Genomic DNA, 17,029 nt, shown 5'->3' with positions numbered 1-17,029 from the left:
GCTCCTCTCTTACGCTTCTTGCTCTGTTGTTTCGTCTTCAATACCTAATTCTTTTTTAATCCAGTCGTAACCTTCAGCTTCTAGACGTTGTGCAAGCTCAGGGCCACCAGATTTAACGATACGACCGTTCATCATAACGTGAACGAAGTCTGGAGTGATGTAGTTTAATAAACGTTGGTAATGCGTAATCATTAGGCAACCGAAGTCTTCGCCGCGCATTTCGTTAATACCTTTAGATACAACTTTTAATGCATCGATATCAAGACCTGAGTCAATTTCGTCTAAGATTGCGATTTTTGGCTCAATCATCATTAATTGAAGAATTTCGTTACGTTTTTTCTCACCGCCAGAGAAACCTTCGTTTAAGTAACGTTGTGCCATTTCTGGATCCATTTCTAGGAATTCCATGTTTTTATCTAATTTACGGATAAATTTCATAAGAGAAATTTCATCGCCTTCTTCACGACGTGCGTTAATTGCAGAACGTAAGAAGTCAGCGTTTGTTACTCCGCTAATTTCACTTGGATATTGCATTGCTAGGAATAGACCTGCTTGCGCGCGCTCGTCTACTTCCATTTCTAATACATCTTCACCGTCGATGATGATGCTACCTTCTGTTACTTCATATTTTGGGTGACCCATAATTGCAGAAGATAAAGTTGATTTACCTGTTCCGTTAGGTCCCATAATTGCGTGGATTTCTCCACCTTTTACTTCAAGGTTTACACCTTTTAAAATTTCTTTGCCATCAATTGATACGTGTAAGTCTTTAACCGTTAATGTAGAACCAGCCATCTCAATACCTCCATTAATCCTATATATACATTTTAAAAATTCCTAAAACGTTCATATTCTCATTTTATTCTCATTCTAATTTTATATCAAATAAAATGATATCGCAAACGATGAAAAAAAGTAACAATTTTTTCACAAATGTATATAAGTATTTCACTTGCATCCTTATATGATACACCTTTCTTCTTATTTATATAAAGAAAAAAGGACTGGTAAATTTCCAGCCCTTTCCTTATATCTATTCACTTACCGGAAGTACAGCACCTTTATATTCTTTATTAATAAAATCTTGAATTTCTTTTGAATGCAGTACTTCTACTAGCTCCTTAATTTCTTTTTTCTTCTCGTCACCTTTACGAACTGCAATAATATTTGCATACGGAGAGTCTGATCCTTCAATCGCAATCGCATCTTTTGTTGGATTTAATTTTGCATCAATTGCATAGTTTGAATTAATAAATAATGCATCACCTTCATTATTTTCATATAACTTCGGTGAAAGACCAGGCTCTACATCTGTTTTAAACTTTAAGTTTTTCGGATTTTCTACAACATCTTTTACTGTTGCTTTCACAACATCTACTCCGTCTTTTAATTTAATAACGCCGCCTTTTTGTAACAGCGCTAGCATACGGCCACGCTCCGCTACGTTATTACTCATAATCACTGTCCCACCATCTGGTAAGTCTTTTAAGCTTTTATATTTCTTAGAATAAATGCCCATTGGCTCTAAATGAATTTTCCCTGCGTTTACAATTTTATATCCTTTTTCTTGAATTTCTTTATCTAAGTAAGGAATGTGCTGGAAGTAGTTTGCATCAATTTCCTTATCCGCTAACGCTTTATTCGGCAGCACATAATCTTGGAATTTTTTAATTTCTAATTTAATACCCTTTTTCTCTAATATTGGCTGTGCCTTTTCTAAAATAACAGCGTGCGGTACGTTAGAAGCTCCCACAACAAGCTTATTCTCCTCTTTTCCTCCGCAAGCAGCTAATGTAAATACAGACAGCGCTGTAAAAACTGACAATAGAATCTTTTTCATATGATGTCCCCTTCTCCCGTATAATTATGTAGTTATAAAAAGGGCTGGCATACACCAGCCCTTTTACAGCAATTATTCTTTTACAGGAACAACTGCCCCTTTATATTCTTTATTAATGAAATCTTCAATTTCTTTAGAATGTAATACTTCTACAAGAGCTTTAATCTCTTTCTTATCTTTATCGCCTTTACGAACAGCTACTACGTTTGCGTATGGTGAATCATTACTTTCAATTGCAATTGCATCTTTTTCTGGGTTTAACTTCGCATCAATTGCATAGTTCGAGTTAATTAGAACCGCGTCGCCTTCTTTATTGTTATACACTTGTGGCAATAAACCAGGCTCAATATCTGTTTTGAATTTCAAGTTTTTCGGGTTATCCGCAATATCTTTTGGAGTTGCTTTAACTGGATCTACCCCGTCTTTAATTTTTAAAATACCTTCTTTTTGTAAAATTGCTAAACCACGTCCATGGTCAGCAACTGAATTACTCATAATAATTGTCGCTCCGTCTGGAAGTTCTTTTAAGCTCTTATATTTTTGAGAATATACACCAATCGGTTCTAAATGAATCTTTCCTGCTACTTCAAAATCATATTTTTTATCTTTCATTTCTTTTTCTAAATACGGAATGTGCTGGAAGTAGTTTGCATCTAAATCCTTATCCGCTAACGATTTATTTGGTAATACGTAGTCTTGGAATTTTTTCACTTCTAACTCAATTCCTTTTTTCTCTAATAAAGGTTTAGCCTTTTCTAAAATAACCGCATGCGGTACGTTAGAAGCCCCCACAACTAGTTTTTTTTCATCTTTATCTTTTCCGCCACAAGCAGCTAACCCAAAAATTGAAGTTGAAATCAGTGCTGTAAGTAATAATTTTTTCATTTGAAACATCCTCCCGTTTTTTATTATCGTTTATCTATTCGAGTCGTTACACGATCACCAATCCACTGAATGAAAAATACAACTAGTAATACACAAATTGTCGCAACGATTGTTACGTCGTTATTTCCTCGTTGGAATCCTTCTAAATAAGCAAGTGTTCCAAGACCACCAGCACCAACAACTCCCGCCATTGCTGTATAGCCCACTAAAGCAATTGTCGTAACCGTAATACCAGATACTAACGCTGGTAACGATTCTGGAATTAACACTTTCAAAATAATTGTGCTTGTTTTTGCTCCCATCGCTTTTGAAGCTTCAATTACACCTTTATCAATTTCGCGAAGTGCAATTTCAACCATTCTTGCATAAAATGGTGCCGCTCCAATAATTAAAGCTGGAAGTGCTGCACTCGCTCCAAGAATTGTTCCAAGCAAAATCTTTGTGAATGGAATTAATAAAATGATTAAAATAATGAACGGTATCGAGCGGAAAATGTTTACGAAAGCTCCAATCGCTGTGTTAACCGCTTTGTTTTCCCATAAATTATCTTTCGCTGTCATAAAGAGTAACAATCCTAAAATGAGTCCTAAAACAAATGTGGCAAGAGCGGCGATTGCCGTCATATATAACGTTTCACCAGTTGCTTCTAACATTTGATTCCAATCAACATTTGTGAGTAACTTATCCATGTGCAATCACCTCCAGCTCTACTTGATCTTGATGTATTCCCTCTATTGCTTGCTGAATCGCTGTTTCCTCACCATTTAAATGAACAACTAAACTACCGTAAGAGCCGTTATTCGTTTGTGCGATATTTCCTTGCAAAATGCTAACTTCTATATCACTGCGTTGCATTAATCTTTGAAGTACTGGTCTTTCTACCGCTTCACCGATAAACTGCAAACGAACTACTTTTCCATCTGGATATTTTTCAATTAAACTTTCAATCGTTTCATTTGTATCTTCAGAATCCGTTAACTGCTGTACAAATCGTTTCGTAATGTCTTGCTGCGGATTACGGAACACATCAAGTACTGGACCTGTTTCTACAATCTTCCCTTTTTCCATTACTGCAACACGATTACAAATCTTTCGAATTACGTGCATCTCATGTGTAATGAGTACAATCGTTAAACCGAGACGTTTATTAATATCTAATAATAGATCTAAAATTTGATCTGTCGTTTCTGGATCAAGAGCTGACGTTGCTTCATCACATAAAAGTACTTGCGGATTGTTAGCTAACGCTCTCGCAATACCAACACGTTGCTTTTGTCCTCCGCTCAGCTGAGATGGGTACGCGTCTCCTCTTCCTTCTAATCCAACAAGATGAATTAACTCATCCACGCGTTTTCTTCTCTTCGCCTTATCAACACCTGCAATTTCAAGTGGGAACTCAATATTTTCACGTACAGTTCGTGACCAAAGTAAGTTGAAGTGTTGAAAAATCATTCCGATTTCTTGCCTTGCCTTACGAAGTTCGCTTCCTGTAATCGCTGAAATCACGCGATTTGCAATTGTAATTTGGCCTGAAGTTGGTTTCTCCAACTGATTGAATAATCGAATTAAAGAACTTTTTCCAGCGCCACTATATCCGATAACACCAAATATCTCACCTTTCTCTATTTTTAAATTGGCATTATCTACAGCAGTGACATCACCGCTTTTTGCTTTATATATTTTCTTTACATTCTCTAATAGAATCATGGTGTATCACCCCTTTTTTGTTTGGATCGACTCCGCAATTTTTTATGTTTAATGCGTGTAGTCCACCGTTATCACTACTTTTATTATTTGAATGTCCTCCACATTCAAACAACAAAAAAACCTTTCTGCCTTAGAGAAGCAGAAAGGTTTATGTGCGTATATAACAACATTATCCCTCTCTCTCATCTCTCAAAGCATTTGCTTTGCAGGAATTGGCACCATTTCAACATAAAGTTGACGGTTGCCGGGCTTCACAGGGCACAGTCCCTCCACCTCTCTTGATAAGAGAAATCAGATTACATTTTCGTCTGATTTGTAATTTATGAAATTATCTATATTTTATGAATTGAATTGTATCAATATCCACACACCATGTCAACAGAAATTTTCGCAAAAAATGAAACTTCAGAATTTTAAGCACCTACTGACATCGGTTTACATATATGAAACATCGATTCAACTAATAGCATCGTTCGATACGTTCCCGAATATTGTACACGTCCATCGTTCATTAACATTTGCAATCGTACATTGCCGTTCACCAATTCTTTTACATCTTCTTCATCTACACACACAATTTGCTCTGTTCCTCTTTCTTCTTTCAACAGCTCTATATAATCTCTTGAAATTTGTAACGAACAACTTTCATCTCCAAAGCGGAAATTAACAGTTTTTTCTCCTTGTCTTAAAAGCGGTTCTAAATGATATTGACCATTAGCGTAATTTACAAATGATTGCAGCAAAGAATATAATTTCACTCTAAATCACATCCTTCATATCACTTTCTATTACACATACCATTCCCTCTCACTAAAGAGCAATCCTGTTATTTTCGCTCGACAAATACTGTAACCACCCTGCATCTCGACATATTTCCCGAGAAATATGTCGAGGCGGCAAAAACTTTGCCGCCTACTTTAATTCCGTATATAAATATTCAACCGAATGAAATGCGTATATCTTCTTCATCAGTGTCCCATTTTCAAAAACAAGTAAACAAGGTACACTTTCGATCCCATACTCTTTCGCGAAATGCGGAGCATAATTTAAATCTAACATTCCAATTTTCAAACCTTCAATTGTCATCTCAACGACAGTTAACATCTTTTTTGCTAATTGGCATGTTCCACACATTGGAGTATATACATATAACACTGTTTTTTCTTCATTCTCTATTAGAGCTGTAGCTTCGGCTCCTGTCCAGTCAATCACTTCTATCATTCCTTACCGTAAATATTCTGTATAAACGTCAATGTCAGCTCCCCATAATACATTTGCTAAGTGTGAAGATGGCGCAGTTGCCACTTCTCGGTACGAGCGATCAATATAAATATGCTCTGCTTGCGGGAATTCTTTTCGAAATTGTTTCCTTAACTTTTCTCCAGCATCATCAGCATCCACTAGTACATACACTTCCTTATCAAAAAACTGATCAACGAGCTCATCCATTTTCGACAAACCAATTGTACCATTTGTACAAACAATTTCCACCGGTTCCCGAATAATAGATTCAATCTTTCTTCTATCTGATGTACCTTCTACAATAATGACTTTTTCTACATAAACCATATGTCATCACCCGATCACCATATACTATACAACCTTTAACTTAGTATATAGTATATTCGTTATTTTCATGTTGTTTCCTGTTTATTTTTGCAAAAGAAAAGCGCAAGCGGCTCGTTCAGATTGCGAGGGGGATGGAGCTTCTGACGTAAAGGCGCTTTTTGCCTTGCAAGAAGAAGCGAAAACAGCTAGAACTATATAAAGCTTAAAACAAAAAAGTTTTTCCAAAAAACGTTCTCCCACACGATAATTAGTATATGATTCTACGTTCATTATTTTACATAAAATAAAAAAGGACAGCACAAAGGCTGTCCTTCAGTCGACTATAATTAGTCTTGGTTTGTCATTTCTGCATATTTTTCAGCAGTTAATAACTTCTCAACTTGGCTTGCATCAGAAAGTTCAACTTTAACCATCCATGCACCCTCGTATGGAGATTCGTTAACAAGTTCTGGTTGGTCACTTAATTCTTCGTTTACTGCTACAACTTTACCGCTTACAGGTGCGTATAATTCAGAAACTGTTTTAACAGATTCTACGCTTCCGAATGGCTCGTCAGCTTCGATTGTTGCACCTACTTCTGGAAGTTCAACGAATACGATATCGCCTAGCTCACTTTGTGCAAAGTGAGTAATACCGATAACAACTTCATTACCTTCAGTTTTTACCCATTCGTGTTCTTCAGAGTAACGTAAATTATTTGGAATGCTCATGACTGTACCTCCAGTGAATGTATTAATTATGTAAAAATACCTTATTGGTACTTTTTCCACACACTTTCAAACTGCTCTTCGTTAAAACCAAGTGTTACCTTCGTTCCATCTGTTACAATTGGACGTTTAATCAACATGCCATCAGATGCTAAAAGCTCGTACATTTCGTCTTCACTTGCATCTTTTAACTTATCTTTCAGACCAAGTTCACGGTAACGCATTCCACTTGTATTAAAGAATTTTTTTAATGGTAATTCACTTTTTTCATGTAAATTACGTAAATCTTCTTTTGATGGTGGATTTTCAACAATATGAATCATCTCATATGCTACATCGTTTGCCTCAAACCATTTCTTTGCTTTTTGACATGTGCCACACTTTGGATATGAATAAAATGTTACTGTCATAAATTCACCTACTTTTTTACTAACCTTTACCTTTATCATATAGAAAACGTTTTATTATTTCAAACGATTATTCGCTAAACTTTTACTTATTTCGTGATAATTTTTAATAATCCTGCAAATTTTTCTTATTTTTCCGCCATTTGTTAAGGAAAAATAAATATATAAATTTTTTTTAGATTCTTCTCTTATCACTCGCCGAACATATATCTTAAACAAACGTTTGATTAACTCCCCTTTTTTCTTTGTTAACCCTTGAGCTGTATCGCTTTCTTCCTACCGAACATACTTCTTAAACAAACGTTTGATTAATTCCCCTTTTTTCTTTGTTAACCCTTGAGCTGTATCGCTTTCTTCCTACCGAACATACTTCTTAAACAAACGTTTGATTAATTCCCCTTTTTTCTTTGTTCACCCCCTGAGCTCCATCAGTTTCTTCCTACCGAACATACTTCTTAAACAAACGTTTATTTAAAAAATAAGAAGCCTAGTTTACAGGCTCCTTCATTATCGACTTAAATAATCTGCAATTGTTTGAAATACGACGATATACATATTATGAATGCTTTCTTCAGTATTTCCGCCATTCGATAAACCCACTGCCCATTGTTGTCCTTCACCACTTCCGATATTTGCAAACCCTTGCGTATACATCGCATTTACATCTTTTCGGGCACTGTTATACTCTATCCCTTTTGTAATAAAAATCGAATATGATTTATCTTGTAAACCGATAAAAAATACTGGTTTCTTTAGTGATGAAAATACATTTTTATATTGCTCTGTTGAGGCTTCTTGAAAGTGATCTTTCATTATGAGAAAACCATCTACTTCCTTAGATTTCTTTTCCAGTTCCTCTAACTTCATTTCCTCAAACTTTACATTCCTAAACGTATCTTTCGGTTTTTCTCCAACAACTCCAATTACGAGTGCTCTTCCGTTATATTCTAATTTCTCTCCTTCTTTATCCTTTGCACACCCAGCACTCGCTAGGCATATCAATATAAAAACTAAGAAATACGATAAACGCTTCATTTAGCACCCTCCCCTTCTTTTCAGTCAAGTGACAAAAACGTAAGGTTCATTCAAGAAAATGTAAGCAAAATCGATAGCCCAAATTACGTTTCTATATTATAATCAATTGAATTTACTTACATTACTAAACATAGGAGATTATCATGAAGAAATTTAAACTTTCATCTTTTCTTCCGTTAAGTTATATACTTCTACTCGTACTCGTAAGTCCCCTTTACGATGTATTAAATAAATCGACTGTACACGCAGTAGATGTCACAACTGTAGTAGATGATTGGATTCCATTTGTGAAAGCATTTATTATTCCTTATTTACTTTGGTTTCCTTACTTATACGGCGCACTTATTTATTACTGCTTTGCAGATCGAAAACAATATTATGTCACTTTAAGTAGTATCATTCTCGGAAAACTTGCTTGTTTTTCCATTTATTATTTTTGGCAGACAACTGTACCACGTCCAACCGTCGTTGGATCAGACGTGTTTTCTGAACTAGTCCGCTATATTTATAGTATCGATCAACCGGTAAATTGTTTCCCGAGCATTCATGTTCTTACTACATTTGTCATTATGCTAGCTGCCTTTAAACGTAGAGAACAACATGCTTTTGAATATTACATTCTTACCTTCTTCGGTACGCTTATTATTTTATCAACGCTATTTACGAAGCAACATGCATTTGTAGACGCCATCTCTGGAATGACGCTTGCAAGCATACTATACTTCGGCGTTCAGCTGTTATTAGCAAAAGAAACAGTACGTGTTCCAGTAAAACAAAATCAAAAAATGTAAAAAGCAGACTGTGGCTTCTCAGTCTGCTTTTCTCTATATAAAGGGAGATTTTCAAGTTAAGATTGCGGTACAGTCATATCACCAGAGTGAATACGACCTGCTTTTTTAAGAGCAATGTAAAGTATATAAGAAACAGCTACTGGAATGACGATATAAGTGATTACCATCGCTGGGACAACTTCCCATCCTTCGCTGGAAATTAAATTAATTGGTGCGATAAGGGAACTTAATCCAAGACCTGCAATTTCTTTTCCTGCTTCCAGTTGGAAAATTAATGCTGATACTGGACCAACTATCGCACTGGCGACAACAGTTGGGACGAGAATCATTGGATTTTTAGTGATATTTGGCAACTGTACTTTCGGAGTACAAAGTGCTTGAGCTAATATGCCGCCTAAATTATTTTCTTTCGCTGAGATAACAGAGAATCCGATAAACTGAGCAACGCAGCCTGCAAGAGCAGCACCACCTGCAACACCGTCTAAGCTAAGTGCGATCGCTAACGCAGCTGATGAAGCTGGGGAGATAAGTAATAGTCCCCAAACTACCGCAATAACGATAGAAGCGATGAACGGGCTACCAGCTGAGCTATCTTTAATGAATGCTCCAACTGTATTTAAAACAGGAGTAATATTATGAGATAACCAAATACCGACTAAACCAGAACCTAATATGGCCGCAAATGGAACGAGCATCATATCTAACGCAGTTTTTCCACTTAAACGTTTACCAATATATACAGCTAAAGTCGCTGTTAATAATGCTCCGATTGGCTCACCTGTTTTAATAATTAGACCTGCTTCAGTAATTGAAATGGATCCGGCACCAATCGCTCCAGCTACCATAGCCGAGAAGATTACAAGGCCATTTGCACCGAGCATAAAAGCAATTCCGGCACCAATGGCTGGTGCCATAAGTGATTTTGCAACAACTCCGATTGTAATAAGCAACGGAATATCAACAATTCTTCCTATATTTTCGATCAGTAAACCAATTCCGAGGGATACGAAAATACCTTGTGCAATTCCAGCAGAAGCTTTAAATACACGAGACATTATATATTCCTTCATTTGTTTCACCTTCTCCTATAAGTTAGTAACCAATTGTTTTCATATAATCACGTAAAATGTCGTTTGATTTTGCGAATCGAGATTCTTCATCTTCTGTTAAGTTTAGTTCTACAATTTCTTTTATACCGTCTCTAGTAATAATAGCTGGTACTCCTGTGCAAAGATCATATTCACCATACTCACCATCTAAAATAGCTGATACAGCAATGACACGGTAATCATCGTTAAAGATTGAGCTCGCAATATATGCTAGAGAATTTCCGATTCCGTAATAAGTTGTTCCTTTACGTTTATAAATTTCCCATCCAGCTTTTGCAGTCTTCTCAACAATTTCATCTAAATCTATTTCACCAAATTGATCTTTTTTCTCTTCTAAAATTTGCAGAATTGGTTTTCCACCAACAGTTACGTGTGACCAAGCAACCATTTGAGAATCACCATGTTCCCCTAATGAATACCCGTGAATACTACGAGGATCTACATGTAACATTTCAGATAAAATTGTTCGTAAGCGAGAAGAATCTAGTGATGTACCAGTACCGATCACACGATTTCTAGGTAATCCAGATAATTTCCACACTTGATATGTAATAATATCAACTGGGTTCGATGCAAGTAAGAAAATACCGTCAAATCCACTTTCCATTACGCCACCAACAACACTTTCCATAATCTTCGCACTCGCTCCTAAAGTATCTAAGCGACTTTGCCCTGGCTTTGGTGCTGGTCCTGCTGTAATAATAACAATATCCATATCTTTGCAGTCTTCATAGCTTCCTGCATATACTTTTGTTCTTGTATTTGTAAAGTTAATGCAGTGTGATAAATCCATCGCTTCCCCAACTGCACGTTCATGATTTATATCAATTAATAATAGCTCTTCGCAAATGCCTTGATTCACAATGGAATATGCACAACTTGATCCAACTAATCCAGTACCGATAATTGCAATTTTTCTTGTATTTCGTTTCATAGCAATCTCTCCTAATTGATCATATAATCTATTTCTTTTGTTCTTTACACTCCTAATTATAGAGATTCCCACGATATAAACCATGGATACTTTGTGAAATATTGAGCAAAGTTTTGTCCTTTTTGTGAATTGTTATATTACATTTTCGTCATATTTGTTACAACTGGAAAAATATTTATTATGTATTTATTGACATATACAAAAAGAAAACGAGCGAATAGATTCGCTCGTTTTCTTTTTTCTGTTATTCCGCACTTAATTGGCTTTTTAATTGTTGTACAATCATCGGATTCGCAGGTGCTGCTGGCTTGTAATAACTCTTTTGCTTTGCATACTCATACATATTACGTTGACGCATCTCATCCTGATTACGAATTTGAATTAACGTTTGGTGTAACTGTTCATTATCAGACTGAGCGATATAATTTGCATAACTTGTTAAACTTGCATTTAATCCTGCTAAATAATCATTTACCATATCTTTTTCATTCATCTTTCGCTTCCTCCTATCCTAAGAAAGTCATTAATTGTTGTTTCGTATTTCGTGCATCTTGCGCATCTTTTTGTAGCATTTGTTTCAGTTGTGGATCCGTACACGTCTGTGCATACTGCTCCAACTTGTTAATAATTGTTGCATGTCCACCAATTAAATGACGTAAGTTTTCTACTTCAAGCTCTGTTAAATTTTGCATAGAATACTCCTACCTTTCTTTATTCGTTCACTGTTAGTATTTAGCTATTTTTTGATTGTATACATAAATTAACTTTTTCACGTGCATACAAAATAAAAGATGAATAGCTAAGCCATTCATCTTTTATACTGGTTATGTATTTATTTTTATAGAGATACAATCATACTTATACTCACAAGTAAGTTCCATACAATATGTAAAATAATACCAGGTATAATAGATTGTGTCTTTTTGTATAACATTGCAAATACCATTCCCATAATCGTTGCCGTAATTAGAAGACCTCCATGAAGAATTCCAAAAACGAAGGAAGAAATCATGATACTAACTAAAAAATTATATCTCTTTTCTAAAAATCGATATAAAATACCTCGAAATAAAATTTCTTCTTTAACCGGTGTAATGATAGCAACACTTAACACATATATAATACTTTGTATGCTATTTTGAAGCCCTAAACTCCCTAATTGTTCCTTTTGTTCTGCTGCACTTTCAAAACTAAATACATGTAACATTAAATATTGTGATACTGCAATGATAATAAAACCAATTAATAGATATAAATATGTCTTCCCACTCTTCAAAACGGATAAATCCCAAATAGATTTAATAAAATGAAGAACCGGTTTATAAGCTAATAAAACGATAGCAACAACAGATGCATCGAATAAGAGCAAATAATATCCTTCTAATTTAGTACTTAATGCTTCTTCTCCATAAATCCCAAAGGCTAAACCAAGGAATAATCCTCCTAGGAGTGAAATCCCTATAATCATTGCTATCATTACAAATAGATTTTTATATGTTATATTCTCTATTTTTCTTTCTGCACTATACGCTTCTAACACTGTTTTACTCACAGTATCCCTCCAGTTATTCTCATTTATATCATTAAAATCCTTTAATTTAAATATAAAGATAATATAACAAATTTTACAAAAAGAATAATATGCAATTTTACATATTATAAAAACTTTATATTTTATAGTTTTAGGAATAGAATTGCTATGCAATAATTATTATATGAAATTTCAAAAAACACTTCCTATTCACCATAAACCTCGCATCATATAAAACTTAATAGTTAAAGGAGCAATGAACATGAAAACCCACGACTTCCTTACAGAAATCCAGAAGGGCTCTGAGCCTAGTCCATATCAAGATCCTATTGCATTTATTTTCGTTTGCCTTTCCTTAGCCATATACACATTTTTTAAACCTGCTAAATAATATTATTTAATAAGGAAAAACCTACCATTCTTTTGGGATCATATGCACTAAAAAAACCTTAGAATCATTTCTAAGGTTCCCGGCTATTCATATTCAAGACACTATACTGATAAGTAACGAAAGAATTAATAATCCAAATACCAATCCACCAGTTACTTGTGCTATAAATTTCTTTTGTGCGCCCGCACTTGAAACAATATATCGGAAGTATAATATACCACCTACTGCAATAAGAATACATTCCAATATGATACTAATAGCCGGAAATCGCCACAATCCAAAACCGAGCATAGGTAAGTCTCCGTAATTGCCCGGAAGTAACGGCAAATCAGCACGGTGCACAAGTAAATCTAAAATCCAATGACTAAAAACTACAGCCCCTATAACAAAACCACTCCGCTTGCCCCAAAACCTTTTCCCCACTATTCCTGCAACAAAAGCAATAAACAGTGCTCCTATTAAAGAATGTGTGTAATCCGCATGAATGATTGCTTCACCATAACTATTCCTATTAATAGGTTCAATTGTCTCTACTCCTAAAATATACAGCGGCAAAAAAATGATATCCAACAATTGTGAGCTTACCATAAGAGCCCAAAGTGGTAGTTTATGTGACTTGGCTTTTACTGCTGCCGCTAAGCCAAAATGTCCTGCAAACATTTCACTTCACATCCTTTTGTCATTGTCCCTCCAGCAAATCAAAGCCTGCTATATAAAAAGCATCCTCAGCAACAACTTCATGTTGTCTCTCCTCTTATTCACTCTCTCATTCCACGTAATCCTTTAATAAACGTTTCCAACAATACATGTAAACTTATATCCAAATCTAACGGCAAACCAAATCCGCCCTGCTGTTCAATCGACGCAAATCCATGACAAATACTTCTGAATCCACGTGTCGCATGAAGTGCATTCTCTCCTTCTAAGCCGTACTGTTGTAAAACTTGAAGACAAAGCTTTACAATTCCGTCACCTGCTTTTCTTACTTCTTCATCTCGTAAAAAGGTTGCTTCATATAGTCCAGGATGTTTGCGTACGAATGCTACATACGCTTCTCCTAAAGCATGAATTGCTTCATCCATCCGTTTACCCTCGGCCGCTTCTTCCAGTTTGTTATACAGCTGCTTGATTCCGTAAATACCAAGATGTTTCCGTACATCTTGTAAACCTTTCACATGATTGTATAGCGAAGGTGAACGTACCCCTAATGTTTGCGCTAATGAAGCTAACGTTACTTCTTGTATTCCATTTGTATCTGCAATTTCTGCTGCTGTTTCTACAATTTTCTGTAATGTAAGTCCGATTCTCGGTGACATAAATTAACCCTCTTTTCTACTTTCTATATTTCGCTTAGCTTCCTTAATAGCAAGCTCTATGACAGCCCCTGGATCGTTTATCATTTTCCCATGCCCTGCCGCAAGCAAGGACGGCTCATATTCTCTTAGCTTCTCTGCACTTTGTAATGATATTTCTTTACTCCACGTTGCCATCGCTGGAAACGGAAACCAAAATTTCATTTGTCCCGAAACAGCCGTACCTCCTCTCGTTTGGAATGCATCCCCAACAATAAGAGCTTTATTTCGTACATCAAGAAACGCCATGGAGCCTGGCGTATGTCCCGGTGTCATAATCGCAAGAAGCGATCCAACTCGGTCGCCATCCTCTAATAAAACATCAGGTACCGTTTTTACTTTTTTAGGTACACCGCCTTTTATCGGTATATTCGGTTCATCCTTTTGTAACGTCGTATCTCCTTCTAACAGCTTTGCGTCCCTTTTAGAAATATAGACGGGAACATGAGGAAGTACTTCCTTTAATGCGTCTAATGCACCGATGTGATCATCATGCGCATGTGTTAATACAATATTCGTAATTGTTTTTCCTATTTTCTCAGCCGCCTGTAAAATTCCTTTTGCGCTATATGGCAAAGCAGCATCAATTAAAGTTAAACCATCTTCTTCCTCTATAAAGTAACAATTCACAGGAAACACTCTTGGCAAAAATGACAATTGATATACCGTTTTTTCATGCATCATTCTCATATTCCCATCTCCCTTTTCACGAAAACTAATACCATTAGTTTTATTATACTAATGGTATTAGTTTTATGTCACTAAAAACTTTATTTTTTCAGAAAAAAAAGAAAAGCAGTCGTTTATACGACTACTTTTCTTTAAAAATATTAAACCGTGTAACGCTCATCTTCTAAAATTTTCGCAGCAATTTCACGTTTCTTCGGAATTACGTTAAGTGGTGTGTGACGAGTTAATTTACGTAATGATGATAACATCATGCGTAACATGTCGCCGTTTTCAACTGCGATAAGTGTTTCTTTCGCATCTGCTTCGATTTCGTTGAATGCTTCTTGGCAGAATACTTCAGTGTATAACACTTTTTGTTTATTCTTTTCAAGACCAGTTGTTTTAATTGCTTTTTCTGTACGAAGAACAGCTGACTCCATTGCGTATAGGTTGCTTACGATGTCAGCGATATTCACAAGAATTTCTTGTTCTTTATCTAATGCTTTACCGTATTTTTGAGCAGCTAATCCAGCTACCATTAAGCCGATTTTCTTCGCGTTATTTACTAAATATTTTTGAAGTGCTAATGGCTCATCGCCTACTTCTTCTGGCATCATCATCATTAACTCTTCTTGTAATTTTTGTGCTTTTTGAAGAAGTGGTAATTCACCTTTCATCGCTTTACGTAAGAACGTACCTGGTACGATTAGGCGGTTAATTTCATTCGTTCCTTCGAAAATACGGTTAATACGAGAATCGCGGTACATTCTTTCAATCTCGTACTCTGCCATAAATCCGTAACCACCGTGAATTTGAACACCTTCATCTACTGTATAGTCTAGTACTTCAGAACCGAATACTTTGTTTAAAGAACACTCGATTGCATATTCAGCGATAGAAGCTGCTACTGCTTTACCGTCTTTTACTTCTTCTTCAGATAATGTGCTCATGCGGCTTTCGAATAAGCCTACTGTACGATATACAGAGCTTTCAGCTGCATATGTTTTTGCTGCCATATTCGCAAGTTTCTCTTGAATTAATGGGAAGCGAGCGATTGGTTGTTTGAACTGTTGACGTTGGTTTGCATATTGTGCTGAAATTTCTACTGCACGTTTCGCAGATCCAACTGTACCAACACCTAATTTATAACGACCGATATTTAAAATGTTGAATGCGATAATATGACCTTTACCGATTTCGCCAAGTAAGTTTTCTTTCGGTACTAACGCATCTTCCAAAATTAGCGTACGAGTTGAAGAACATTTAATACCCATTTTCTTTTCTTCTGGGCTTGTAGATACACCAGCATAGTCTTTCTCTACGATAAATGCTGAGAAGTGCTCTCCATCAATTTTTGCATATACGATAAATACGTCAGCGAATGCAGAGTTTGTAATCCACTGTTTTTCACCATTTAATACGTAATGTGTACCTTCTGCATTTAAACGTGCCGTTGTTTTTGCACCTAATGCGTCAGATCCTGAACCTGGCTCTGTTAATGCGTATGCCGCTAATTTTTCACCAGTTGCAAGTAATGGTAAATACTTTTTCTTTTGCTCTTCGTTACCGAATAATACGATTGGTAACGATCCGATACCTACGTGAGCACCGTGAGTAATTGCAAAGCCACCAGCGCGAGAGAATTTCTCTGCGATTAACGCTGAGCTTACTTTATCAAGACCAATTCCGCCGTACTCTTCTGGTACGTCAGCGCCTAATAAACCAAGTTCCCCAGCTTCTTTTAAAAGACGAACAGAACGATCAAACTCATGTTGCTCTAAATATTCAAGCTCTGGAAGAACTTCATTTACGATAAAGTCCTCTGTCGTTTTTGCAATCATTTTATGCTCAGATGAAAAATCTTCTGGCGTAAACACTTGATCAATCGTAATCTCATCTACTAAAAAGCTACCGCCTTTAACCGCATTTCCTACTGTTTTTTCCATGAAAATTTCCTCCTTCATATTTTCATAAGCCGCTTCTCTCATTTTGAAAGAAGCTGGCTCTCCCTTTTGTTTTTATAAACCTTTGTTGCTTCCATTCTTTGCATTGGTGACGTCTCGTTCTGAACGGGCCACCTGCACTTTTTTATAATCCAGTTC

21 protein-coding genes and 1 riboswitch are annotated in these 17,029 nt (G+C 36.0%); of the genes, 1 reads left to right on the top strand and 20 read right to left on the bottom strand.

Annotation, left to right across the window (positions count from 1 at the left end):
* Positions 1-9: 9 nt before the first annotated feature.
* The 11 genes from sufC to RTP99_RS14095 all read right to left on the bottom strand — a co-directional run bounded on the left by sufC (position 10) and on the right by RTP99_RS14095 (position 8,150).
* On the bottom strand, positions 10-795 hold the full coding sequence (sufC, locus tag RTP99_RS14145; protein WP_000929157.1) for a Fe-S cluster assembly ATPase SufC: 786 nt from the start codon (positions 793-795) through the stop codon (positions 10-12).
* A gap of 238 nt (positions 796-1,033) precedes the next feature.
* Positions 1,034-1,840: a methionine ABC transporter substrate-binding lipoprotein MetQ gene (metQ, locus tag RTP99_RS14140; RefSeq protein ID WP_000722393.1), complete on the bottom strand. Its 807-nt coding sequence runs from the start codon at positions 1,838-1,840 to the stop codon at positions 1,034-1,036.
* Positions 1,841-1,912: 72 nt separating this feature from the next.
* A complete protein-coding gene (gene metQ / locus RTP99_RS14135; protein ID WP_000735105.1) occupies positions 1,913-2,725 on the bottom strand; it encodes a methionine ABC transporter substrate-binding lipoprotein MetQ in 813 nt (270 codons plus the stop codon).
* A 23-nt stretch (positions 2,726-2,748) separates the two neighbouring features.
* Positions 2,749-3,414: a methionine ABC transporter permease gene (locus tag RTP99_RS14130; protein WP_000359556.1), complete on the bottom strand. Its 666-nt coding sequence runs from the start codon at positions 3,412-3,414 to the stop codon at positions 2,749-2,751.
* Entirely contained in the window at positions 3,407-4,432 is a 1,026-nt protein-coding gene (locus RTP99_RS14125) for a methionine ABC transporter ATP-binding protein (RefSeq protein ID WP_000601777.1), read from the bottom strand. Before RTP99_RS14125 ends, RTP99_RS14130 begins: the two co-directional genes overlap by 8 nt.
* 179 nt (positions 4,433-4,611) lie before the next feature.
* Positions 4,612-4,720: riboswitch (SAM riboswitch) on the bottom strand.
* A gap of 125 nt (positions 4,721-4,845) precedes the next feature.
* Positions 4,846-5,190, bottom strand: coding sequence for a hypothetical protein (locus RTP99_RS14120; protein WP_000781222.1), 345 nt, complete (start codon positions 5,188-5,190; stop codon positions 4,846-4,848).
* Between the two features lie 154 nt (positions 5,191-5,344).
* Complete coding sequence (locus RTP99_RS14115) at positions 5,345-5,653, bottom strand: thioredoxin family protein (RefSeq protein WP_001974355.1); 309 nt, start codon at positions 5,651-5,653, stop codon at positions 5,345-5,347.
* Between the two features lie 3 nt (positions 5,654-5,656).
* Positions 5,657-6,001, bottom strand: coding sequence for a toprim domain-containing protein (locus RTP99_RS14110; RefSeq protein ID WP_000263237.1), 345 nt, complete (start codon positions 5,999-6,001; stop codon positions 5,657-5,659).
* Between the two features lie 326 nt (positions 6,002-6,327).
* Entirely contained in the window at positions 6,328-6,711 is a 384-nt protein-coding gene (gcvH, locus tag RTP99_RS14105; RefSeq protein WP_000026900.1) for a glycine cleavage system protein GcvH, read from the bottom strand.
* A gap of 41 nt (positions 6,712-6,752) precedes the next feature.
* Positions 6,753-7,118, bottom strand: coding sequence for an arsenate reductase family protein (locus RTP99_RS14100; RefSeq protein ID WP_000218967.1), 366 nt, complete (start codon positions 7,116-7,118; stop codon positions 6,753-6,755).
* Between the two features lie 504 nt (positions 7,119-7,622).
* Positions 7,623-8,150: a hypothetical protein gene (locus tag RTP99_RS14095; protein WP_000826900.1), complete on the bottom strand. Its 528-nt coding sequence runs from the start codon at positions 8,148-8,150 to the stop codon at positions 7,623-7,625.
* 143 nt (positions 8,151-8,293) lie between these two features.
* Here RTP99_RS14095 and RTP99_RS14090 point away from each other — a divergent pair, with 143 nt between their 5' ends.
* The gene (locus tag RTP99_RS14090; RefSeq protein ID WP_000713765.1) at positions 8,294-8,941 is read left to right on the top strand and encodes a phosphatase PAP2 family protein; all 648 of its coding nucleotides are present in this window, start codon (positions 8,294-8,296) and stop codon (positions 8,939-8,941) included.
* A 56-nt stretch (positions 8,942-8,997) separates the two neighbouring features.
* Here the strand turns inward: RTP99_RS14090 and RTP99_RS14085 are convergent, their stop codons facing one another.
* From RTP99_RS14085 to RTP99_RS14045, 9 genes are all read right to left on the bottom strand, one after another.
* Positions 8,998-10,011: a PTS sugar transporter subunit IIC gene (locus tag RTP99_RS14085; RefSeq protein WP_000666177.1), complete on the bottom strand. Its 1,014-nt coding sequence runs from the start codon at positions 10,009-10,011 to the stop codon at positions 8,998-9,000.
* Positions 10,012-10,033: 22 nt separating this feature from the next.
* Positions 10,034-10,984 carry an L-lactate dehydrogenase gene (locus RTP99_RS14080; RefSeq protein WP_011040814.1) on the bottom strand — a complete coding sequence of 317 codons (951 nt, stop codon included), beginning with the start codon at positions 10,982-10,984 and terminating at the stop codon, positions 10,034-10,036.
* A 244-nt stretch (positions 10,985-11,228) separates the two neighbouring features.
* Entirely contained in the window at positions 11,229-11,477 is a 249-nt protein-coding gene (locus RTP99_RS14075) for a spore coat protein (protein ID WP_001002987.1), read from the bottom strand.
* Between the two features lie 13 nt (positions 11,478-11,490).
* Positions 11,491-11,676 carry a hypothetical protein gene (locus RTP99_RS14070; protein WP_001180555.1) on the bottom strand — a complete coding sequence of 62 codons (186 nt, stop codon included), beginning with the start codon at positions 11,674-11,676 and terminating at the stop codon, positions 11,491-11,493.
* A gap of 146 nt (positions 11,677-11,822) precedes the next feature.
* Complete coding sequence (locus RTP99_RS14065; protein ID WP_000048022.1) at positions 11,823-12,536, bottom strand: CPBP family intramembrane glutamic endopeptidase; 714 nt, start codon at positions 12,534-12,536, stop codon at positions 11,823-11,825.
* Positions 12,537-12,999: 463 nt separating this feature from the next.
* Positions 13,000-13,566 carry a metal-dependent hydrolase gene (locus RTP99_RS14060; protein WP_000457310.1) on the bottom strand — a complete coding sequence of 189 codons (567 nt, stop codon included), beginning with the start codon at positions 13,564-13,566 and terminating at the stop codon, positions 13,000-13,002.
* 98 nt (positions 13,567-13,664) lie between these two features.
* Complete coding sequence (locus tag RTP99_RS14055) at positions 13,665-14,222, bottom strand: TetR/AcrR family transcriptional regulator (protein ID WP_000074945.1); 558 nt, start codon at positions 14,220-14,222, stop codon at positions 13,665-13,667.
* A gap of 3 nt (positions 14,223-14,225) precedes the next feature.
* Positions 14,226-14,948 carry an MBL fold metallo-hydrolase gene (locus RTP99_RS14050; protein WP_001242582.1) on the bottom strand — a complete coding sequence of 241 codons (723 nt, stop codon included), beginning with the start codon at positions 14,946-14,948 and terminating at the stop codon, positions 14,226-14,228.
* A gap of 140 nt (positions 14,949-15,088) precedes the next feature.
* Positions 15,089-16,873 carry an acyl-CoA dehydrogenase family protein gene (locus tag RTP99_RS14045; protein ID WP_000416278.1) on the bottom strand — a complete coding sequence of 595 codons (1,785 nt, stop codon included), beginning with the start codon at positions 16,871-16,873 and terminating at the stop codon, positions 15,089-15,091.
* Positions 16,874-17,029 lie beyond the last annotated feature (156 nt).

Source organism: Bacillus sp. (in: firmicutes), from assembly GCF_031983925.1.
Lineage (GTDB): Bacteria > Bacillota > Bacilli > Bacillales > Bacillaceae_G > Bacillus_A > Bacillus_A pacificus.
This window is presented reverse-complemented; position numbering and strand designations above follow the sequence as displayed.